The sequence below is a fragment of the Pseudonocardia alni genome (genome assembly GCF_002813375.1).
In the GTDB taxonomy this organism is placed as follows: Bacteria; Actinomycetota; Actinomycetes; order Mycobacteriales; family Pseudonocardiaceae; genus Pseudonocardia; species Pseudonocardia alni.
The window spans coordinates 3,060,582-3,079,281 of the sequence record NZ_PHUJ01000003.1 but is presented as its reverse complement, the minus strand read 5'-3'; the positions used below and the strand labels follow the sequence as shown (position 1 = coordinate 3,079,281).

Here is an 18,700-nt window from a genome sequence, read left to right as displayed (position 1 = left end):
ACCATGATCGGGCGATGGCCACGAGTACCGGGGGCGACCCCCACCTGGAACGCGCCTACTCGCTGAGCGGCCCGGCCGACGCCCGGGCCCTCTACGACGAGTGGGCCCCCACCTACGACGCCGACCTCACCGGCGAGGCCCAGGGCTACGTCGCGCCCGCGGTCACCGCGGACGCCGTCGTCGCGGCCGCGGGCCCCGGCGGGGAGATCCTCGACGCCGGTTGCGGCACGGGACTGGTCGGCGTCGCGCTCCGTGAGCGCGGCGCGACCACCGTCGACGGGATCGACCTGTCGACCGGGATGCTGGAGCGGGCCCGCGCCACCGGCGCCTACCGGGACCTGCGCGAGGCCGACCTCACCGCCGCGCTGGTGCTGCCCGACGACTCCTACGACGTCGTCGTCTGCGTCGGGACGCTCACCCACGCCCACGTCGGGCCCTCGGCGCTGGCGGAGTTCACCCGGGTCGTGCGGCCGGGCGGCTACCTGGTCGCGACCGTCCTCGACGACGTCTGGGAGTCCGGTGGCTACCGTGCCGAGGTCGACCGGCTCGCCGCCGCCGACGTGTTCGAGGCCGTCTCGATCGAGGTCGCGCCCTACCGGTCCGGGCAGCAGGTCGACTGCCGCCTCCTGGTGCTGCGGGTGCGGTAGGTGAGGATGGACCCATGAGCGACGACCGCGGCCCGGTGACCGGGCGCCGGATCCTGACCGTGCTGCTGGTGCTCTCCGCCGCCGTGCACGTCCGGCTCGCGTTCGGCGCCGTGGGACCGGTCCTGGCCGGGCTGGACGGGCTCGTCGCCGCGGCCGCCGTCGTGTCGCTGCTCCTGCTGCTGCGCCGGGCCGACGGCCCGGCGCTGCTCGCCTGTGCCGTCGCCGGCGGGCTCGGTGTCGCGCTGTTCCTCGTGCCCGGGCTCCTCGCCGTCGCGCAGGGGAGGAACTGGACCGCCTGGCTCGACGCGTGGGCGTTCGGCGGTCTGCTGCTCGACGCGATGGTCGTGCGGATCGCGGTGTTCGCCCTGCGCCGGGCCGAGGGCGCGCCGCGCCGCTGATGCCGGTGGAACATCTCCGGATCGAAAGCATCGGTCAGTTCCCTGTTAGTTCCGTGATCGTGAAAATGTGCTCCTGAGCTGCGACGACGTATCCCGTCGTTATCTCCGTGTGATACGTCACCGGTCGTCCGCTTGACCTGATCTCGGCCGGTCGGCGACCTTCGTGGTCGCTCCGGTCCACACGGCCGGGGCACGCACCGAAGCGCCGGAACCGCCACGCCACCACGGCCCCGTCCCGCGGTCCCCGGCCAGTCGACTTGCACGGACCGAGACGGGGCCGCGGGCCGCGAGTCCCCTCGCGACGACACCGGCACAGCGCTCCCCGCGCGACCGGCCCGCCCGGAAAGCCGTGGGTCCGGACCTCAGGTGATCACACAATGAGCAGCACGCGTATGTCCATCCGTGGGCGTTTCGTCGGAACTCTCGTCGCCGGTGTCCTGGCGTTCGGCGCTCCGCTCGCCCTCGCCGGGCCCGCGACGGCCGCCCCCGAGACCTCCGCCGCGGTCGCCCCCGCCGCCGTCGCGGTCCCCACGCAGTCCGTCGCGACCTCGACGTGGGACAAGCTCGCCCAGTGCGAGTCCAGCGGGAACTGGAACACCAACACCGGTAACGGCTTCTCCGGCGGCCTGCAGTTCACGCAGTCCACCTGGAAGGCCTTCGGCGGGTCGGGCAAGGCGCACAACGCCAGCAAGTCCGAGCAGATCCGCGTCGCCGAGAACGTCCTGGACGGCCAGGGCTGGAAGGCGTGGCCGGCCTGCTCCAAGAAGCTGGGCCTGCGGTAGTACGCGGCACGTACGGCGGCCGGTGACCCGGGCGGGTCACCGGCCGCCGTCGTGTGTCAGTAGCTGCGGGGCAGCCCGAGCACGTGCTCGGCGACGTGGTTGAGCACCATCTCCTGCGGCAGGGGCGCCAGGCGCATCAGGCGGGCCTCGGTGAAGTAGCGGCTCACGTCGTACTCGGTGGCGTAGCCGAACCCGCCGAGGGTCTGCACCGCCCGGTCCGCGGCGAAGAACGCGGCCTCGGCGGCCAGGAACTTCGCGGTGTTGGCCTGCTCGCCGCACGCCTCGCCCGCGTCGTAGCGGGCGGCGGCGTCGGCGATCACCAGCGCCGCCGCGTGCAGCCGCATGTGCGCCTCGGCCAGCGGGAACGCGATGCCCTGGTTCTGCCCGATCGGCCGCCCGAACACGGTGCGCTCCTTCGCGTAGGCGACGGCGGCGGCCAGCGCGGCCCGCCCGGTGCCCAGCGCCTCGGCGGCGATCAGGATCCGTTCCGGGTTGAGCCCGTCGAGGATCAGCCGGAAGCCGCGGCCCTCCTCGCCGACCAGGTCGGCGGCGTCGACGGGCAGGTCGTCGTAGACGACCTCGCAGGACACCACCGCGTTGCGGCCCAGCTTGTCGATCGGGGTGATCGTGACCTCGGGGCGCTGCAGGTCGGCGAGCAGCAGCGACAGCCCGTCGGTCCGCGTCGCCACCTCCGCGCGCGGGGTGGTGCGCACCAGCAGCAGGACCTTGTCGCAGAACGGCGCCTTCGACGTCCACACCTTGCGCCCGCGGACCAGGTACCGGTCGCCGTCGCGGCGGGCGGTCGTGGTGATCGCGGTGGTGTCGAGTCCGGCGTCGGGCTCGGTGACGCCGAACGCGACCTGCAGCGACCCGTCGGCGACCCGGGGCAGGTAGCGCCGCCGCATCTCCTCCGAGCCGTGCCGGACGACCGGGTTCATCCCGAACACCGACAGGTGGATCGCCGACGCCCCGTTCATCGCCGCCCCGGACGCGGCGACCTCCTCCATCACCGCGGCGGCCTCGGAGATCCCGGCGCCCCCGCCGCCGTAGGCCTCGGGGACGGCGACGCCGATCCAGCCGCCGGCGGCCATCGCGTCGTGGAACTCCTGCGGGAACCGGTGTTCGCGGTCGCAGGTGCGCCAGTACTCCGCCCCGAAGCCGGAGCAGACCGCGCGGACCCCCTCCCGGATCTCCGGATGCGTGCTCACGCCGCGCGCAGCCGGGTGGCGACGTCGAGCACCAGGGCGGGGTCGGCGTCGTAGGGGGTGTTGAGCGAGACCCGGTCGACGAGGCCGCGGTAGCGGTCCGCGATCCCGGACGCCACCCCGGCCGGGTCGCCCGCGACGGCGAACAGGGCCAGCAGGTCGTCGTCGACCAGGCCGGTCATCTCGTCCCAGGCCTGCCGGCGCGACAGTCCGTTGAGCTCGTCGGCGAGCGCGCCGCGGCCGTGGTGCTCCAGCACCGGCCTGTACGGCGGGGTGGAGGCGTAGAAGGCGATCTGGCGTCGCACCCCGGCCTCGGCGACGGCCCGGGCCTCGGCGTCGGCGCCCAGGACCGCGAAGACCGGGAGGCACACGTCGAAGCCGGTGAGGTCGTCGCGGCCACGTCCGCGGCGCAGCGCGGGCAGCGTCACCTCCGCCAGGTACGACGGCGAGGTCAGCGAGTGCGCCAGTAGGCCGTCGGTGACCCGGCCCGCGACCTCGGTCATCCGCTCGCCGACCGCGGCCAGCATCACCGGCGGGATCCCGTGCGGGTTCGGACCCGGTGAGAAGAACTCGGTCATCAGGGTGTGGGAGTAGAACTCGCCGCGGTGATGCAGCCGGCCCCCGGTGGCCCAGGCGTCGAAGATCGCCCGCAGGGCGGAGACGAAGTCCTCCATCCGGGCCGCGGGGCGGCTCCACGGCATCCCGAACCGGCGCTCGATGTGCGGGCGGACCTGCGAGCCGAGCCCCAGGTCGAACCGGCCGCCGGAGAGCAGCTGCACGTCGTTGGCCTGGTAGGCCAGCGTCATCGGGTTGCGGGCGAAGGCGACCGCGATCGCCGACTGCAGCCGGATCCGGCTGGTCGCCCGGGCGGCCAGTGCCAGCGACACGAACGCGTCGTGCGAGGTCTCGGGGACCGACAGGGCGTCGTAGCCCTCGGCCTCCGCGGCGACGGCCGCCGCCTCGGTCTCGAGCGGGGAGGCGGAGAAGCCGCCGGTGGTGTCGACGCGCACCTCAGGCGCCCCGCTGCTCGGGGACGACACGGTCGAGCCAGGACAGCAGGTCCGCGACGATCTCCTCGCGGTTGGTCTCGTTGAACACCTCGTGCCGGGCACCCGGCCAGATCGTCAGCGTGACGTCGTGCAGCCCGGCCTCGGCGTAGCGCTCGGTCAGCGGCCGCACCAGGGCCAGCCCGGCGTTGACCGGGTCCTCGTCGCCGACGACGACGTACACCGGCAGTCCGCCCGCGATCCGCTTCAGAGTGGCGGCCTCGCCGAGCGGCCGGGCGGCGGCGAACATCGCCTGCGTGCCGGGCAGGTCCAGGCCGAAGCCGCAGCGGGCGTCGGCGACGTAGGCGTCGACCTGCGCGGGGTCGCGGCTGAGCCACTCGAAACCGGTGCGCTGCTCGAACGGCGCGTTGAACGACGACAGGTCCAGCGGCGCGGACAGGTCCAGGCCCTGCTCCATCAGGTCGAGCAACGCGGTGCCGGACAGCACGACCGCGTCCGGCGGCGGCGCGTCGGCGACGAGGAACTGCTGCACGGCGAACGAGCCCATGCTGTGACCGAGCAGCACCAGCGGGGCGCCCGGGTGCTCGGCGCGGGCGTGCGCGGACAGCAGCCCGATGTCGCCGACCAGCTGCTCCCAGCCGTCGTCGCCGAGGACGCCGAAGTTCTCGGGCCCGCCCGCGGTGGCTCCGTGACCGCGGTGGTCCTGGGCGTAGACGGCGAAGCCGCGGGCGGTCAGCGCGTCGGCGAGGGCGACGTAGCGCAGGGCGTGCTCGCCCATGCCGTGGGTGATCTGGACGATCCCGCGCACCGGGTCGTCCGCGGCGGCGGGGAGCCAGCGGTAGGCGGTGACGGCGGCGCCGTCGCGGCCGGAGAAGGTGAACGTGTCGGACATGGGGGGCACCGCCAGTGGTGAGGGGTCGATCTCGATCGGATCGTGCGTCACGGGGCCGAGGGGGTCAATGCCCGGGTTCGATCTCCGGTTCGATCTCGGTCAGGTCGGCGACCATCGCGGTGAGTACCCGCAGCGTCGCGTCGACGTCGGCGGGGTCGAGGTGTCCGGCGACCGCGCGCAGCCGCGCGTGCTCCCGCCCGACGACCTCGTCGATCACCGCGCGCCCGGCCGGCGTCGGCACGATCAGGGGGGACCGCCGGTGCCGCGGGTTGTCCGCCCGCTCGACGAGCCCGGCGGCCAGCGCGTCGTCGACCATCCGCTGCACGAACTGCCGGCTGAGCGACTGCGACCGCCCGATCCCGGGCACGGTCATCGGGCCGTGCCGCCGGAGCTGGTCGAGCACCGCGCGCACGCCTGCCGAGACCCGGTTGTCCGGCGCGGACTCCTCGACCTCGCGCAGCACCCGCCGGTAGAGGGGGCCCACGAGTACGTAGACCTCGGCCAGCTTCTCGGCGGTGTCGTCGATGTCGGGCACCCTCCGAGTATGACACCTGGGTTGTCATGGTGTCCGAATGATGACACCTTGGTTGTCATGACGCTCGCCCTCGCCCAGGTCACCGTCCCGACGTTCCTGCCCGTGGAGGACGGCCGGATCGCCTACCGCGACACCGGCCCGCACCCGGACGGGCGCCCGACGCTGGTGTTGCTGCACGGGGGTGCCGTCGACGGGCGGATGTGGTCGCGTCAGATCGGGCCGCTGTCCGCCCGGCACCGGGTCGTGGTGCCGGACGCCCGCGGGCACGGCGCGTCGTCGACGCCCGGCCCGCAGGGCTACCGGCCGCACGCCGACCTCGCCGCGCTGCTGGAGCACCTCGACGCCGGGCCGGTCGCGCTCGTCGGACTGTCGATGGGGGCGCGGGTCGCGTTCGACACCGCGCTGGAACGCCCGGACCTCGTCGACCGGGTCGTGCTGTGCGGCGCCGGGGCGGGCGAGCCGGTGTGGACCGACCCGTGGACGGTCGACACCATGGCGCGCTGGGAGCAGGCGCGCCTGGACCTCGACGCCGAGCGCTGGGTCCGGGTGTTCCTGGAGTTCGTGCCCGGCCCGTTCCGCACGGAGGCCGACGTGGACCCGGCCGTCCTCGCCGAGATCCGGCTGATGGCGGTCGACCTGCTGTCCCACCACCTGCCCGCGGACCCGGCCGCGCCCCCGGGCCCGATCGGCTTCCTCGACGACGCCGCCGAGCGCGCCGGCGCGTTCCCGGTGCCGCTGCTCGGTCTCGTCGGCGCCCTCGATTCCGACGACCACCGGCGGATCGTCGCCGACACGGTCGCCGCCGTCCCGGACGGCAGCCCCGGCGAGATCGGTGGGACCGCGCACTACCCGAACATGGAGCGTCCGCCGGAGTTCGAGCGGGCGGTGCTGGACTTCGTCAGCCGGTAGGGGTGCGGGCCCACACCGCGTACAGCGGGTCCCCGGGTGCGCCGCAGTCACGGGCCGCCGGGGTGTCGAACGCGCCGCTGCGCCGGAAGTACTCGCCGACGATCGCGACCCGCGTCCTGTCGTCTGAGGCGAGCCAGCCGCGGACCGCCTTGGTCGGGAAGCAGCGGTTCGAGAACGTGGCGGCGAACACCCCGCCCGGCACCAGCACCCGTCCCACCTCGGCGAACACCGCGACCGGGTCGGTCAGGTAGTCGACCGAGACGGTGCAGACGCAGGCGTCGAACGCGGCGTCGGCGAAGGGGAGCACCGGGTCGGCGTTGAGGTCGTGGCGGACGGCCTCGTGGGCCATCTCGTTGGCGGCGAGCTCGGCCCGGTTCATGCCCAGCACGGTCAGGTGCTCCGGGCGGTGCGGCAGGTGCGACACCCACGACGACATCAGGTCCAGCACCCGGCCGGTGGTGCCGATCTCGTCGTAGAACGCCGACGCGGCGGCGATCGCGCCCTCGTCGATGTGCTGGACGAAGCGCGGGGGCAGGTAGAACTCGCGGTCGTCGACTTGGTCGGCGCGGTCGAAGAAGCCGTCGGGGAAATCGCTCATCGTCGTGGAAGTCTGCCGTCATGACGACGTTCGTGCTGGTCCACGGCGCCTGGGGCGGCGCCCACTCCTTCCACCTGGTGCGTCCGCTGCTGCGCGCGGCCGGCCACGACGTGGTGACGCCCGCGCTCACCGGCATCGGGGAGCGCTCGCACCTGGCCGGGCCGTGGATCGACCTGTCCGTCCATGTGCGCGACGTGGTCGACGCCGTGCTCTACGAGGACCTGCGCGACATCGTCCTGCTCGGGTTCTCCTACGGCGGCATGGTCGTCACCGGGGCGCTCGACGAGATCGGCGACCGGGTCCGCGAGCTGGTCTACCTCGACGCGTTCGTCCCCGCCGACGGCGAGTCCGCGCTGGACCTGGCGCCCGGCCTCGCCGGCGCGGTGCCGGCGCCGGGCGCACCGGGACTGGGGTCGTCGTGGGGTCGTCGTGGCTGGTCCCGGGCCCGGAGCGGCACTACGACGACCCGGCCGAGGCCGCGTGGTCGGCGCCGCGGCGCTCCCCGCAGCCGGTCCGCACGTTCACCGAGCCGGTGCGGCTGTCCCGGCCGCTGGAGCAGTGGCCGTGCGGCCGGACGTTCGTACGGGCCACCCGGGAGGACGTCGCGGGCGGGGCGTTCACCGCGGCCGCCGACCGTGCCCGGACCTCCGACGCCTGGTGCTACGCCGAGATCGACACCCACCACCTGGTGCCGCAGAACCGGCCCCGCGAGCTGGTCGCGCTGCTGCTGGACCTGGCCGGGTGATCAGCTGCCGAGCGCGCGGCGCAGCCAGGCGACCGAGCGCCCGGTGAAGTCGTCGGCGATCGCGACGCCCTTGCCCCAGCCGTCGAAGCCGTGCGGGGCGCCGGGCACGACGTCGAGCTCGACCGGCACCCCGGCCTCGCGCAGCCGCCGCGCGTAGGTGATGTCCTCGTCGTGGAACAGGTCGACGTCGCCGACGCCGATCCACGCGGGCGGCAGCCCGGACAGGTCGGCGCGACGGGCGGGCACCGCGTACGGGGCGGGCTCGCCGGTCCCGGGCGGGCGCCCCAGGTAGGCGCGCCAGCCGACCTCGTTGTTGCGGTTGTTCCACACCCGGTGCGGGGGCCGGTCGAGCTCGCGACGGGCGGCGGTGCGGTCGTCGAGCATCGGGTAGACCAGCCACTGCGCGACCGGCTGCGGTCCGCCCTCGTCGTGCAGGCGCTGGACCAGCGCGGCGGCCAGGCAGCCCCCGGCGCTCGCCCCGCCGACGGCGATCCGCGCCGGGTCGACCTCCAGCCGGCCGGCGGCGTCCCGCAGCCAGGTCCAGCCGGCGTGGCAGTCGTCGAGCGCGGCCGGGAACGGGTCACCGGGCGCGAGCCGGTAGTCCACCGAGACGACGACGATCCCCAGGTCCGCGGCGAGCTCGCCGCACCGCACGTCGTCGATCATGGGGGAGCCCAGTACGAGGCCGCCGCCGTGGAACCACAGCAGCGCCGCGGGGGTCGTGCGGTGGTCGGGGACGTGCACGCGCAGCAGCGGCGGGCCCGCGTGGGTGGTGGACCGGACCCCGTCGACGGTGGCGGGCCTGCCGCGCCGGGACAGCCGCTGCAGCAGGCGCAGCAGCCGGGGGCGGTGCAGCGGGATCGGTGGGACCCACCGCAGGGGGCGACGCAGCTCGGCGGCGATCCGGTCGGTGCTCACGACCCGATCCTGCCGGTGCGGGCCGACCTCGCACACCTCGAGGACCTCGCGCCGTCTGTACGGGCTGCGAGGTGCGGGGAACCGGTGCGAGGTCGTGCGGTCCGTGGCCGACGGGGCGCTGACGGTCGCGCCGCCGGTCGCGGTTCCGCGGCCCGGTGCCGGGCGGGGACCGCGGGGCGGCACCGGCGGTTGCCCGGGGGTGTGGTGGCGCGACGCCCGGTCAGCGCGACAGCGCCGCGGCGAGACGGCGGGTCAGCGGGTCCGGGGCGGTCCAGGCGGCGACGGTGTGGCCGTCGTCCTCGACCCGGCGCACCCACTGCACCCCGCGCAGCGCGTTGACCAGCAGGAACCCGTCGGCCCCGGTGAGCGCGGCCAGCGGCAGCGAGGCGATCCGCGCGGCGCCGGGGCCCAGCAGGTCGAGCAGCGCGCGGCGGCCGGTGCCGGGCAGGATGCGGCCGTCGAGCGGGGGGACCCACAGCCGCCCCCGGTGCACGGCGGCGACGGCGGAACGCGTCGTCTCCAGCACCAGGCCCGCCGGGTCGCACAGCAGCGGCGAACCGTCGCCGACCTCGGCCTCGTGGGCGTCGAGCCAGCGGCGGTCGACGAACTTGTGGGACTCGCCGTCGGTGCCGCGCCGGACGACGGCCACCACCCCGCCCTGGGCGTCGAGCGGGACCGGTCCGGACCAGGGGACCGCGCGCACGGTGACCCGCAACGGGTCGTCCGGCGTCGCCTCGACCCGGACCCGGTGGTGCCCGGCCGCCCCCGCGACGGCCGCGGCGACGTCGGTCTCGACCCGCGCGTCGAGGGGGCGGTCGGTGACCGCGAGGTAGGAGCGGCGCAGCCGAGCGGCGTGCTCGCCGACCCGGCGGGCCCGGCCGTCGACGCAGGCCAGCGTCTCGAACAGGCCCGCGGCCCGGTCGGCGGGCCGGGCGACGGGCGGCCGGACCGGCCGGGGCGGGCCGTCCAGCGCGGCCAGGACCGGGGCGGCCTTGGTCAGGACCTCGCCGAACTCCTCCGCCGGGTCGGAGTCGACGGTGATGCCCCCGCCGACGCCGAGCCGGCCGCTTCGGCTGCCGTCGGGCCCGGCGGGGCCGAGGTCGAGGGTGCGGATCGCGACGTTCAGCTCCAGTCCGGCCAGCGGGCTCACCCCGCCGACGGCGCCGGTGAACAGCCCACGGTCGCCGTCCTCGCAGTCGGCGATCACCTCGCAGGCCCGGATCTTCGGCGCGCCGGTGACCGAGCCCGGCGGGAACGTGGCGATGAGCAGGTCGGCGTCGGTGACGTCGTCGCGCAGCGTCGCGTGCACCCGCGACACCAGGTGCCACACCCCCGGATGCGGTTCGACGGCGAGCAGCCGCCCCGGCCGCACCCCGCCGGGCCGTGCGACCCGGGCCAGGTCGTTGCGCATCAGGTCGACGATCATCACGTTCTCGGCCGCGTCCTTCACCGATGCGCCGAGCCGCGCGCGTTCGGCGTCGTCGGCGTCGCCACCGGTGCGCGGCCGGGTGCCCTTGATCGGCGCGGTGGTGACCCGGTCCCCGGCACGGTGCAGGAACAGCTCCGGGCTCGCGCCCACCGCGGCCCGCTCCGGCGTCACGACGAGCGCGGCGCGGGCCGGTGCGACCGGCTCGACCAGCCGGGCCCACGCCTCGTGCGGGTCGCCGTCGAGCCGCACCTCCAGCCGGGTCGCGATGTTGGCCTGGAAGATCTCGCCGCGGCGGATCTCGGTGACGCACCGCTCGACCGCGGCCAGGTGCGCGTCGCGGTCGGGCCACCGGGTGACCGCGATCCGGGCCGTCCGGTCCGGCGCCGGGCGGGCGAGGTCGGCGCACAGCTGCGTGTACCGGCGCTCGGCCGAGCCGGTGTCGGGGTGCACCGCACCGGGGTCGTCCGGCAGGCCCGGCAGCGGGGCTCCGCCGGCGACCAGCGCCTCGAACCACCAGCGCTCGCCGTCGTGCCGCAGCACGTCGCGGTACCAGGACAGCACCGCCGTCGGCCGCACACCGGGCGGGGCATGGTCCAGGAGCCCGAACCAGCCGCCTCCGACGGCCCCGGCGGTCCCGGCGCCCGGGCTCGCCGCCGGGCCCGCGGACCGTGGCGGCGCGTCCAGCACGGCGAACGGGTCGGCCCCGTCCGGTGCGGTGAGCACCGGCTCGGTGGCGACCAGTGCCCCCCACGACCAGCTCCCGCCGAAGGCGACCAGCCACGGCCGGTGGGCGAGCCGGCGCACCGCCGCCGCCACCCCGGACGGTGCGACACCGTCCGGGACCGGGACACGGTGCAGCCCGGTCCGGGCCGGGGCGGTCGAGGTCACCGGGAGAGCATGCTGATCCGGCCCCGCGCGGGGAAGGCACCGTGACCCGGCGCACGCCTCACCCCCAGCTCTCCGGGCGCCGGGCGACGGCGTGGATCCGCTCCACCTCCCGCGGGCCGAGCACCGGGGTCAGCCCGCGCAGGGCGTACACCAGCGCGCCCTCGGTGGCGACCACGACGTCGTCGGGCCAACGGCGCACCCGGAGCGGGGCCCCGACCAGCGCGATCACCGGGCGGACCGGCGTCGACGCGGCGGCCCCGAGCCGGGGGAGCAACAGCTCGCGGACCCGCTGCGCCTCGGCCCGGGCCCGCGGCACCGCGTCCGTGGCCGTCCCCGCGACGACCAGCCGATCGCCGTCGAGGAGCAGGGAGCGGCCGCGGTGGTGGCGGGTGTCGACGACGCAGATGCCGGGTGGCCCGATCAGGACGTGGTCGAGGTCGGCGGCGCCGCCGTCGAGCGGGACCGAGTGCAGGACCTGCCATGCCGGGGGCCTGCCGAGCAGCCGGTCCCGTCGGGTCCGCCCGGTGAGCGCGGTCAGCAGGTGCGCGGTGCGCTGCTCGCCGTCGGCGCCGAGGCGCCAGTTGCGGTCGGGGAATCCCGCCCTCCGCTGCTGCGCGGCGACGTGCCCCACCCGCCGGCCGGGGTAGTGGCGCGCCAGGTCCAGCGCGCGGGAACGGTCGGTGGTGGGGGTCGTCGCGGGTGTCGTCGTCATGGCGCGGAGTGTGCACCCGACCACCGACAGGAAAGGGCGGTCGCCGGTAACCTCGCGACGGGGTGGTGCAGCCATGAACGGTGTGGACCCGCGGTTCGAGTCACCGGTCGACCGGACGATCCGGGAGGCCGTCGAGCGGGGCGACTTCGACGACCTGCCCGGCAAGGGCAAGCCGTTGCCCGGCGCGGGACGGATCGGCCCGGTCGACGAGAACTGGTGGATCCGCGGCTACCTGGAGCGGGAGGGCGTCCCGGGCGACGCGATGCTGCCGCCGTCGCTCCAGCTGCGCAGGGAGCTGGACCGGATCGACGAGACCGTCACCCGCTTCGTCGACGAGCGCCGCGTGCGCGAGCACGTCGAGGAGGTCAACTCCCGGGTCGTCGACCACATGCGCCATCCGATGGGCCCGCGCGTGCCGATCCGCAGACTCGACGCCGACGAGGTCGTCGCGCGCTGGCACGCGGCCCGGGAGCGGCGACGGGCCGCCGCCCGGCCCGCCGCGCCGCCGCCCGCCACCGCGGAGACCGCGCCGGGGTCCCGCCGTGGCTGGTGGGCACGCCTGTTCGGCCGCTGAGCCGTCGGGCCTCGCCCCGGAGACCACCGGGGCGACAGGTCCGCGTGCGGACTCACCGGGCGGGCGTCGCCGGTGTCCGTGGCGCGAAGTGACCGGGGGAGGCCAGCGGCCGGTCGGTCTCCAGCAGCGTCTTGAGCGCGGACAGGATCGCGGGCCAGCCCTCGCCCACGTCGCGGGCGTCCTGCGCGCCCTGCTCGTCGTCGGTGAAACCGGTGTGGACGACCTGCAGCTTCACCGCCTCCTCGCCGAACGGGGAGAGCCTGAACTCGACGACGGTCGGCGGCCGTCCCGCGGCCTGTTCCGCCGGCCCGGTGAAGGTGTAGGACAGCCGGTGCGGCGGCTCGACGGCGAGGATCTCGCCGATGAAGTCGTCGCGGTCGGGGTGGACCGCCTCCAGCGGGCTCCCGACCCGCCAGTCCGAGGTCAGCTCCGCGCCGCCCCAGTACTGCATGGTGAACGCGGGCGTGGTCAGCGCCCGGAACACCTGCTCGGCGGTGCTGCGGATGTAGGTCGTGTAGACGAACCTGCGCTCACTGCTCATCGTGCTCCTCCAGCGCCGCGCGCAGGGCGGTGACCGCCTGCACCCGGCTGCGCTCGAACTTCCCGATCCACCGGTCGTGGATCTCCTGGATGGGGACCGGGTCGAGGTGGTGGAGCTTCTCCCGGCCGCGACGCAGGGTCGTCACCAGCCCGGCCGCCTCCAGCTGAGCGAGGTGCTTGGACACGGCCTGCCGGCTCATGTCCAGTCCCTCGCACAGCGCGCCGAGCGTCGACTCGCCCTGCTCGTGCAACCGGTCGAGGATGCGCCGTCGCGTCGGGTCCGCGAGTGCGCGGAAGACGGCGTCCACGTCGGTCACGCGGCCAATTATGCAACCAATCAGTTGCCTGTCAACCGCTGCCGGGACAGTCGTCCGCCGGGCTTCTCCACCGACAGCACCGTCGCGCCCAGCAGCATCACCTGGTGCAGCACCGACGCCGCGACCAGCAGCGGCAGGACCGACCGGTCCCCGACCGCGGCGGCGTCGACCCACCCGGTGGTGAGCGCGACCGACGAGACGATCACCGCCAGCGCCAGCACGGTCTTCGCGACGACCCAGCGGTACCGGAACAGCCCCCACGCCGTTCCGAGGCCGAGGGCCGCCCCGCTGAGGACGGTGCCGACGGCGAGGAACGGGATCATCCCGTTCCCGACGGTGCCCATCACCGCGACGGCGAACCCGGCGTCGCTGCCCCGCAGCAGCACCGCCACGGGCAGCACCAGCATCACCAGCGACGCGCCGGTCCAGGCCACCGCGACCAGCACGTGCACCGTCCGCAGCGCGGCCCGCGGGCGCCGGGCGAGCCGCCGTGGTGCGGTCCGTCCGGCCCGCTCGGCGACGGCGGTCACCGCAGCTCCTCGGGCAGCTCCTCGTCCGGCGACGCCTCGCGCTCGGCCCGCCGGGAGTGCACGAACAGGATCAGGCCCAGCCAGAACGCCGGCCCGATCGGGACGAACAGCGGCGCCGGGCCGAGCACAGCGCCCAGGACCAGCAGGAGCAGCACAGCGACGGTCACCCCGGCGTGGATCCGCAGGTTGCGCTGCGCGCGGGGGGTGAGCGGACCGCGCCGGGGGCGACGCGGCCGCGGCGGGCGGGGCAGCCCGGCGAGCAGCGGGACGAGCTCGTCGCGGGTGCGGGCGGCGTAGGCGGCGGCCTGCCGCTCGTCGGACTCGGCGAGGGTCAGGCGCCCCTCGGCGGCGGCCGTCCGCAGCCGGGCGGTGACGTACTCGCGCTCGGCGTCCGAGGCGAGCACGGCGTCGGACCGGGGCGGGAGACCGCCTGCGGTCGTCGCCGTGGGCGCGGTCGCGGCCGGGATCGCGTCGGCCGGGGTCGGGGTGGCGGGGGACGGTGTGGCCGGTGCCGGGGCGGTGGCCGGTCCGGGTGCGGGACGGGTGTCCGGAGTCGCTGTCATGACGGCCAGCGTCGTGGTGCCGGGGGGTCGCGCGCGTCCGTCCGCGGTCGCCGATCCCGCTGCCGCCCCCGGGGAAGGAGCGGCCGCCCCTGTACTCCCGCGGGTGTACGGCACCGGTCACCGTCCGGACGACGACCGCTGTCGGTGCCCCGGTCTACGGTGTCCCGCGTGCCCGCCGACCGACGTCCGAGGTGGGGCGGGATCGCGCGGATCATCGTCCCCGCGCTGGTCGTCGGCCTGTTCACCGTGGGCGGGACGGCGTTCTACGCCGTCCGCAGCGCGCAGTACCCGGACCCGGACGCGACGGCACTCCCGCTCGACGGGCTCGCCGCCGCACTGCTCGCGATGGGGCCGGTCGCGCTGCTGTTCCGGCACCTGAACCGGGTCGTGGCGCTCGCGGTGTGCGCGGCCGCGGTCGTCGTCTACCTGGGCCTGGGGTACCCGCCGATCGGGCCGCTCGGGTTCGCGTTCGCCGTGGCGCTGGTGTCGGCGGTCGCCGCGGGGCGCCACCACCGCGCGCTCGCGGTGGTGGCCGTCGCGCCGGCCGTGCTGACCGGGTGGCTGCTCGTGACCGGGCGGCCGATCCCGTGGCCGGCGACCGCGCCGGTCCTGGCCTGGCTGGCGGCGCTCGTCGCGGGCGGCGCCCTCTGGCGGGTCCGGCGCGAGCGCACGGCGCAGGCCCGGCGGGCCGCCGAGGCCGAGCGTCGGCGCAGCGCCGACGCCGAGCGGCTGCGCATCGCCCAGGAGCTGCACGACGTACTGGGCCACCACGTCTCCCTGATCAACGTGCAGGCCGGGGTCGCGCTCTACCTGATGGACGACGACCCGGAGCAGGCCCGCAGCGCGCTCACCGAGATCAAGCGGGCCAGCCGCGACCTGCTGCGCGAGATGCGCTCCACCCTCGGCGTGCTGCGTGGGGTCGACGAGCAGGCCCCGCGGGCGCCCACCCCCGGCCTGGACCGGCTCGACGCGCTGCTCGACGAGGTGCGCGCCGCGGGGCTGCCGGTGCGCCGCGGCACCGGGGGGACCCCGCGACCGTTGCCGACCGGGGTCGACCTGGCGGCGTACCGGATCGTGCAGGAGTCGCTGACCAACACGCGTCGGCACGCCGGGGCCGGCGGCGCGGTGGTCACCCTGCGCTTCGGCGACGACGCGCTGGACCTGACCGTCGACGACGACGGTGCCGGCCCGGCGCCCGGCGCGGTGGACGGCACGGGGCTGACCGGCATGCGCGAGCGTGCGCGCTCGGTCGGCGGGACCCTGGAGGCGGGGCCGGGCCCGGAGCGGGGCTTCCGGGTGCGCGCCCACCTGCCCGCGCCGCCGGCCGACCCTGCCGCCCCGGACCCTGCCGCCCCGGACCCTGCCGCCCCGGACCCTGTGGCCCCGGACCCTGCCGCCCCGGACCCTGTGGCCCCGGGCTCCGCCGCCCCGGGCTCCGCCCCGGCCGGGCGCTCCCCCGCGCAACCCGCTCCGGCCGACCCGACCGGACGGGCCGGGGCCCCCGGGGCGACCGACCGCCCCGGGCGGGCCCACGTCCCCGACCGCCCCGCGACCCCGGGAGCCGACAGGTGATCCGCGTCCTGCTCGCCGACGACCAGGCGCTCGTCCGCTCCGGGTTCCGCGCCCTGCTCGGCTCCCAGCCCGACCTGGACGTGGTCGCCGAGGCCGCCGACGGCGCACAGGCCGTCACCGCGGCTCGCGAGCATCACCCGGACGTCGTCCTCATGGACATCCGCATGCCCGGCACCGACGGCATCACCGCGACCCGGGAGATCACCGACGACCCGGACCTCGCCGACACCCGGGTGGTCGTCCTGACCACCTTCACCGACGACTCCTACGTCTTCGACGCGATCCGCGGCGGCGCCAGCGGGTTCCTGGTCAAGGACTCCGAACCGGCCGACCTCATCCACGCCATCCGGGTCGTCCACAGCGGGGAGGCTCTGCTCGCCCCGGCGGTCACCCGCACCCTGATCGCCGAGTTCGCGGCGCGCTCCCGGGGCGGCCCCGACGGCGCGGTCCGGCTCGGCGAGCTCACCGACCGCGAGCGGGAGGTCCTCGCCGAGGTCGCGGCCGGGCTGTCCAACGACGAGATCGCCGCCCGCCTGCACATGAGCCCGACGACGGCGAAGACCCACGTCAGCCGCACGATGACCAAGCTCGGCGCCCGGGACCGCGCGCAGCTGGTCGTGCTGGCCTACGAGTCGGGCCTGGTCCGCCCCGGCTGGCGCGGCTGAGAGGATCGCGGGCGTGACCACCGTCTTCGTGTTCAACGGCCCGAACCTCAACCTGCTCGGGACCCGCAAGCCGGAGGTGTACGGGACGACCGTGCTCACCGACGTCGAGGCGCTGTGCCGGGAGTCGGCCGCCGCGCACCACCTCGAGCTGGACTTCCGCCAGACCAACCACGAGGGCGTCCTCGTCGACTGGATCCACGAGGCCGGCGCCGCGGTGAAGCGCGCCGACGCGGTCGGCCTGGTCCTCAACGCCGCCGCCTACACCCACACCTCGGTCGCGCTGCACGACGCGATCGAGGGCGCCGAGCTCCCCACGGTCGAGGTGCACATCTCCAACGTGCACGGCCGCGAGACCTTCCGGCACCACTCGTTCGTCTCGCCGGTGGCGGCCGGGATCGTCGTCGGATTCGGCGTCGACGGCTACGCGCTCGCCATCGACGGGCTGGTCCGCAAGGTGCGCCCGCTGCGCGCCGTCTGAACCGCCCGTCGCCGCTGTGCTGCCCGGCCGGTGCGCCGCCGGATCCTGCGCCGTCCGACCGGACGCCGACCGGGGCCGGCGCCGATCGGCCCGGTCCGTCGCTGCACCCCTCGGACGGCGGTGACGGACCGGGCGGGGATCACTCCCCGGCGAGGGCCGCGGCGTCCATCCAGACGAACTCGAGGTGGTGCCCGTCCGGGTCGTCGATGCCGCGGCCGTACATGAAGCCGTGGTCCTCGGTCTTACCGGAAAGCGTCCCGCCCGCGGCCAGACCGGCGTCGATCAGCCGGTCGACGTCGTCGCGGCTCTCGACGCCGAAGGCGTTGATGACCTCGCGAGCGGTCCGCGGGTCGGCGACACCGGGCTGCTCGGTGAACTCCCGGAACCGGTCCTCCGCCATCACCATGACGACGATGGCGTCGCTGACGACGAACGAGGCGGTGCGCTCGTCGGAGAACTGCTCGTTCAGGGTGAAGCCGAGCGCGGAGTAGAACGCCTTCGCGGCGTCCAGGTCGCTGACCGGCAGGTTCACGAAGATCATGTTCGGCATCGGGGGCTCCTGTGGACGGTGGCGCCGGGGTCCCGGTGCCGTTCGAAGGGGTGGACCGGGGGCGGTGACCGGACTCATCGGTCGTGCGCCGGGAACTTCGGCCGGGCTCCGGGCAGGATCGGGGCATGACCGTGAAGTGGGGAATCATCGGGCCCGGCCGCATCGCCGACGCCGTCGCACCGGACTTCGCGCACGTGCCCGGCGCCGAGCTCGTCGCCGTCGCGTCGCGTTCCGCGGAACGCGGTGCCGACTTCGCCCGCCGGCACGGCGTCGACCGGGTGCACACCGGCTACCGCGCGATCCTCGACGACCCGGACGTCGACGTCCTCTACGTCGCCACCCCGCACCCGCAGCACCGCGCGATCGCGCTGGCCGCGATCGAGGCGGGCAAGGCCCTGATGATCGAGAAGGCGTTCACGGTCAGCTCCGTCGCGACCCGCGAGATCGCCGCGGCCGCCCGCAACCGCGGCGTGTTCGTGATGGAGGCGATGTGGACGCGGTTCTTCCCGGCCGTCGTCCGGCTGCGCGAGCTCGTCGCCGAGGGCGCGATCGGGGAGGTCCGCTCCGTGCAGGCCGATCTCGGCGTGCGCAACCGCTCCGGGGCCGACGACCGGTTCTTCTCCCCGGAGCTCGGCGGCGGCGCCCTGTTCGACCTCGGCGTCTACGTGGTCTCCTTCGCCCAGATGCTGCTCGGCAGTCCGGGCACGGTCGCGGCGAGCGGTGCGCTGACGCCGTCCGGTGTGGACCTGGAGGAGTCGATCCTGCTCGGCTGGCCCGACGGCCGCAGCGCCGCACTGCAGGTCAGCCTGCAGTGCGCGATGCCCGGCTCGGCCCGGGTGATCGGCACCGAGGGCTGGATCGAGGTGCCGCCGCGCTTCCACCACCCGGACCGGATCGTGGTGCGCCGGCACGGCGCCGACCCCGAGGAGATCGTGCTGCCGGCCACCGGGCGCGGCTACGCGCACGAGATCGAGGAGGTGACCCGCCGGGTCGCGGCGGGAGAGACGGAGAGCCCGGTCATGCCGCTCGCGGACACCGTCGCCGTCCAGGACGTCATGGCCGCCGTCGCCGACCGGGTCGGGATGGTCCCGGAGGAGGGACCGGCGGATCTCAGGTGATCCGCTGACCAGCATGCGGACGGGATCCTGTCGGTCCATTCACGGTGACATCGATGTCATTCAATAGAAAGACACAGATTCATTCGATGGTGTCCCAGCGGGTCTCGTGATTGCGGGTCGACATGGTG

At 75.5% G+C, this 18,700-nt stretch carries 23 protein-coding genes and 1 pseudogene; 11 read left to right on the top strand and 13 right to left on the bottom strand.

What is annotated here, in order from left to right:
• Positions 1–14: 14 nt before the first annotated feature.
• The 3 genes from ATL51_RS15240 to ATL51_RS15230 all read left to right on the top strand — a co-directional run bounded on the left by ATL51_RS15240 (position 15) and on the right by ATL51_RS15230 (position 1,827).
• A complete protein-coding gene (locus tag ATL51_RS15240; protein WP_073575978.1) occupies positions 15–647 on the top strand; it encodes a class I SAM-dependent DNA methyltransferase in 633 nt (210 codons plus the stop codon).
• Positions 648–661: 14 nt separating this feature from the next.
• Positions 662–1,045, top strand: coding sequence for a hypothetical protein (locus ATL51_RS15235; protein ID WP_100878972.1), 384 nt, complete (start codon positions 662–664; stop codon positions 1,043–1,045).
• 377 nt (positions 1,046–1,422) lie between these two features.
• The gene (locus tag ATL51_RS15230) at positions 1,423–1,827 is read left to right on the top strand and encodes a transglycosylase family protein (protein ID WP_392567372.1); all 405 of its coding nucleotides are present in this window, start codon (positions 1,423–1,425) and stop codon (positions 1,825–1,827) included.
• 56 nt (positions 1,828–1,883) lie between these two features.
• On the opposite strand, the gene ATL51_RS15225 is transcribed toward ATL51_RS15230, so the two are convergent.
• The 4 genes from ATL51_RS15225 to ATL51_RS15210 form a co-directional block, all read right to left on the bottom strand.
• Positions 1,884–3,035 (bottom strand): acyl-CoA dehydrogenase family protein, encoded by a 1,152-nt coding sequence (locus ATL51_RS15225; protein ID WP_100878970.1) that lies wholly within the window; start codon positions 3,033–3,035, stop codon positions 1,884–1,886.
• Positions 3,032–4,042, bottom strand: a complete 1,011-nt coding sequence (locus ATL51_RS15220; protein WP_100878969.1) for a TIGR03617 family F420-dependent LLM class oxidoreductase — start codon at positions 4,040–4,042, stop codon at positions 3,032–3,034. Before ATL51_RS15220 ends, ATL51_RS15225 begins: the two co-directional genes overlap by 4 nt.
• A gap of 1 nt (position 4,043) precedes the next feature.
• Positions 4,044–4,931, bottom strand: a complete 888-nt coding sequence (locus ATL51_RS15215; RefSeq protein ID WP_100880729.1) for an alpha/beta fold hydrolase — start codon at positions 4,929–4,931, stop codon at positions 4,044–4,046.
• A 64-nt stretch (positions 4,932–4,995) separates the two neighbouring features.
• Positions 4,996–5,466 carry a MarR family winged helix-turn-helix transcriptional regulator gene (locus ATL51_RS15210; RefSeq protein ID WP_100878968.1) on the bottom strand — a complete coding sequence of 157 codons (471 nt, stop codon included), beginning with the start codon at positions 5,464–5,466 and terminating at the stop codon, positions 4,996–4,998.
• A gap of 57 nt (positions 5,467–5,523) precedes the next feature.
• Here ATL51_RS15210 and ATL51_RS15205 point away from each other — a divergent pair, with 57 nt between their 5' ends.
• Entirely contained in the window at positions 5,524–6,375 is an 852-nt protein-coding gene (locus ATL51_RS15205; RefSeq protein WP_100878967.1) for an alpha/beta fold hydrolase, read from the top strand.
• Here the strand turns inward: ATL51_RS15205 and ATL51_RS15200 are convergent.
• Positions 6,365–6,973, bottom strand: a complete 609-nt coding sequence (locus ATL51_RS15200; RefSeq protein WP_100878966.1) for a class I SAM-dependent methyltransferase — start codon at positions 6,971–6,973, stop codon at positions 6,365–6,367. The two genes, ATL51_RS15205 and ATL51_RS15200, sit on opposite strands and share 11 nt — an antisense overlap.
• A 20-nt stretch (positions 6,974–6,993) precedes the next feature.
• Here ATL51_RS15200 and ATL51_RS29890 point away from each other — a divergent pair.
• Positions 6,994–7,425, top strand: a pseudogene (locus ATL51_RS29890) (alpha/beta fold hydrolase); the annotation flags it as partial.
• Positions 7,392–7,718 (top strand): hypothetical protein, encoded by a 327-nt coding sequence (locus ATL51_RS29045; RefSeq protein ID WP_208623221.1) that lies wholly within the window; start codon positions 7,392–7,394, stop codon positions 7,716–7,718. The pseudogene ATL51_RS29890 and the gene ATL51_RS29045, both read left to right, overlap by 34 nt.
• Here the strand turns inward: ATL51_RS29045 and ATL51_RS15190 are convergent, their stop codons facing one another.
• From ATL51_RS15190 to ATL51_RS15180, 3 genes are all read right to left on the bottom strand, one after another.
• A complete protein-coding gene (locus ATL51_RS15190; protein WP_100880728.1) occupies positions 7,719–8,636 on the bottom strand; it encodes an alpha/beta hydrolase in 918 nt (305 codons plus the stop codon).
• Positions 8,637–8,856: 220 nt separating this feature from the next.
• The gene (locus ATL51_RS15185) at positions 8,857–10,953 is read right to left on the bottom strand and encodes a chorismate-binding protein (RefSeq protein WP_100878965.1); all 2,097 of its coding nucleotides are present in this window, start codon (positions 10,951–10,953) and stop codon (positions 8,857–8,859) included.
• Positions 10,954–11,011: 58 nt separating this feature from the next.
• A complete protein-coding gene (locus ATL51_RS15180; protein ID WP_157818372.1) occupies positions 11,012–11,665 on the bottom strand; it encodes a nuclease-related domain-containing protein in 654 nt (217 codons plus the stop codon).
• 73 nt (positions 11,666–11,738) lie between these two features.
• Between ATL51_RS15180 and ATL51_RS15175 the strand changes: the two genes are divergently transcribed.
• A complete protein-coding gene (locus ATL51_RS15175; RefSeq protein WP_073575966.1) occupies positions 11,739–12,239 on the top strand; it encodes a DnaJ family domain-containing protein in 501 nt (166 codons plus the stop codon).
• A gap of 52 nt (positions 12,240–12,291) precedes the next feature.
• On the opposite strand, the gene ATL51_RS29705 is transcribed toward ATL51_RS15175, so the two are convergent.
• The 4 genes from ATL51_RS29705 to ATL51_RS15155 are packed head-to-tail and all read right to left on the bottom strand — an operon-like array spanning position 12,292 to position 14,189.
• A complete protein-coding gene (locus tag ATL51_RS29705) occupies positions 12,292–12,780 on the bottom strand; it encodes an SRPBCC family protein (protein WP_100878963.1) in 489 nt (162 codons plus the stop codon).
• On the bottom strand, positions 12,770–13,096 hold the full coding sequence (locus ATL51_RS29700; protein WP_073575964.1) for an ArsR/SmtB family transcription factor: 327 nt from the start codon (positions 13,094–13,096) through the stop codon (positions 12,770–12,772). Before ATL51_RS29700 ends, ATL51_RS29705 begins: the two co-directional genes overlap by 11 nt.
• A gap of 20 nt (positions 13,097–13,116) precedes the next feature.
• Positions 13,117–13,626 carry a hypothetical protein gene (locus ATL51_RS15160; protein WP_100878962.1) on the bottom strand — a complete coding sequence of 170 codons (510 nt, stop codon included), beginning with the start codon at positions 13,624–13,626 and terminating at the stop codon, positions 13,117–13,119.
• Positions 13,623–14,189, bottom strand: coding sequence for a DUF1707 SHOCT-like domain-containing protein (locus ATL51_RS15155; protein WP_083658687.1), 567 nt, complete (start codon positions 14,187–14,189; stop codon positions 13,623–13,625). The genes ATL51_RS15160 and ATL51_RS15155 overlap by 4 nt, the downstream gene beginning before the upstream one ends.
• Before the next feature lie 168 nt (positions 14,190–14,357).
• On the opposite strand from ATL51_RS15155, the gene ATL51_RS15150 reads away from it, so the two are divergent.
• Genes ATL51_RS15150 through aroQ form a run of 3 tightly spaced genes read left to right on the top strand, consistent with a single transcriptional unit; the run spans position 14,358 to position 16,904 of the window.
• A complete protein-coding gene (locus tag ATL51_RS15150; RefSeq protein ID WP_208622992.1) occupies positions 14,358–15,761 on the top strand; it encodes a sensor histidine kinase in 1,404 nt (467 codons plus the stop codon).
• Positions 15,758–16,426 carry a response regulator transcription factor gene (locus ATL51_RS15145; RefSeq protein WP_073575961.1) on the top strand — a complete coding sequence of 223 codons (669 nt, stop codon included), beginning with the start codon at positions 15,758–15,760 and terminating at the stop codon, positions 16,424–16,426. The genes ATL51_RS15150 and ATL51_RS15145 overlap by 4 nt, the downstream gene beginning before the upstream one ends.
• Before the next feature lie 4 nt (positions 16,427–16,430).
• Positions 16,431–16,904: a type II 3-dehydroquinate dehydratase gene (gene aroQ, locus ATL51_RS15140; protein ID WP_208623158.1), complete on the top strand. Its 474-nt coding sequence runs from the start codon at positions 16,431–16,433 to the stop codon at positions 16,902–16,904.
• 139 nt (positions 16,905–17,043) lie between these two features.
• Here the strand turns inward: aroQ and ATL51_RS15135 are convergent, their stop codons facing one another.
• A complete protein-coding gene (locus tag ATL51_RS15135) occupies positions 17,044–17,454 on the bottom strand; it encodes a VOC family protein (protein ID WP_073575959.1) in 411 nt (136 codons plus the stop codon).
• 125 nt (positions 17,455–17,579) lie between these two features.
• Between ATL51_RS15135 and ATL51_RS15130 the strand changes: the two genes are divergently transcribed.
• On the top strand, positions 17,580–18,572 hold the full coding sequence (locus ATL51_RS15130; RefSeq protein ID WP_100878960.1) for a Gfo/Idh/MocA family protein: 993 nt from the start codon (positions 17,580–17,582) through the stop codon (positions 18,570–18,572).
• Positions 18,573–18,700: the final 128 nt, after the last annotated feature.

Excerpts from the sequence above, each read along its gene's own strand:
- ATL51_RS15240 (WP_073575978.1), top strand. The coding sequence starts at position 15 with ATGGCCACGAGTACCGGGGGCGACCCCCACCTGGAACGCGCCTACTCG.
- ATL51_RS15235 (WP_100878972.1), top strand. The coding sequence starts at position 662 with ATGAGCGACGACCGCGGCCCGGTGACCGGGCGCCGGATCCTGACCGTG.
- ATL51_RS15230 (WP_392567372.1), top strand. The coding sequence starts at position 1,423 with ATGAGCAGCACGCGTATGTCCATCCGTGGGCGTTTCGTCGGAACTCTC.
- ATL51_RS15215 (WP_100880729.1), bottom strand. The coding sequence starts at position 4,931 with ATGTCCGACACGTTCACCTTCTCCGGCCGCGACGGCGCCGCCGTCACC.
- ATL51_RS15205 (WP_100878967.1), top strand. The coding sequence starts at position 5,524 with ATGACGCTCGCCCTCGCCCAGGTCACCGTCCCGACGTTCCTGCCCGTG.
- ATL51_RS15200 (WP_100878966.1), bottom strand. The coding sequence starts at position 6,973 with ATGAGCGATTTCCCCGACGGCTTCTTCGACCGCGCCGACCAAGTCGAC.
- ATL51_RS15180 (WP_157818372.1), bottom strand. The coding sequence starts at position 11,665 with ATGACGACGACACCCGCGACGACCCCCACCACCGACCGTTCCCGCGCG.
- ATL51_RS15175 (WP_073575966.1), top strand. The coding sequence starts at position 11,739 with ATGAACGGTGTGGACCCGCGGTTCGAGTCACCGGTCGACCGGACGATC.
- ATL51_RS29705 (WP_100878963.1), bottom strand. The coding sequence starts at position 12,780 with ATGAGCAGTGAGCGCAGGTTCGTCTACACGACCTACATCCGCAGCACC.
- ATL51_RS15155 (WP_083658687.1), bottom strand. The coding sequence starts at position 14,189 with ATGACAGCGACTCCGGACACCCGTCCCGCACCCGGACCGGCCACCGCC.
- ATL51_RS15135 (WP_073575959.1), bottom strand. The coding sequence starts at position 17,454 with ATGCCGAACATGATCTTCGTGAACCTGCCGGTCAGCGACCTGGACGCC.
- ATL51_RS15130 (WP_100878960.1), top strand. The coding sequence starts at position 17,580 with ATGACCGTGAAGTGGGGAATCATCGGGCCCGGCCGCATCGCCGACGCC.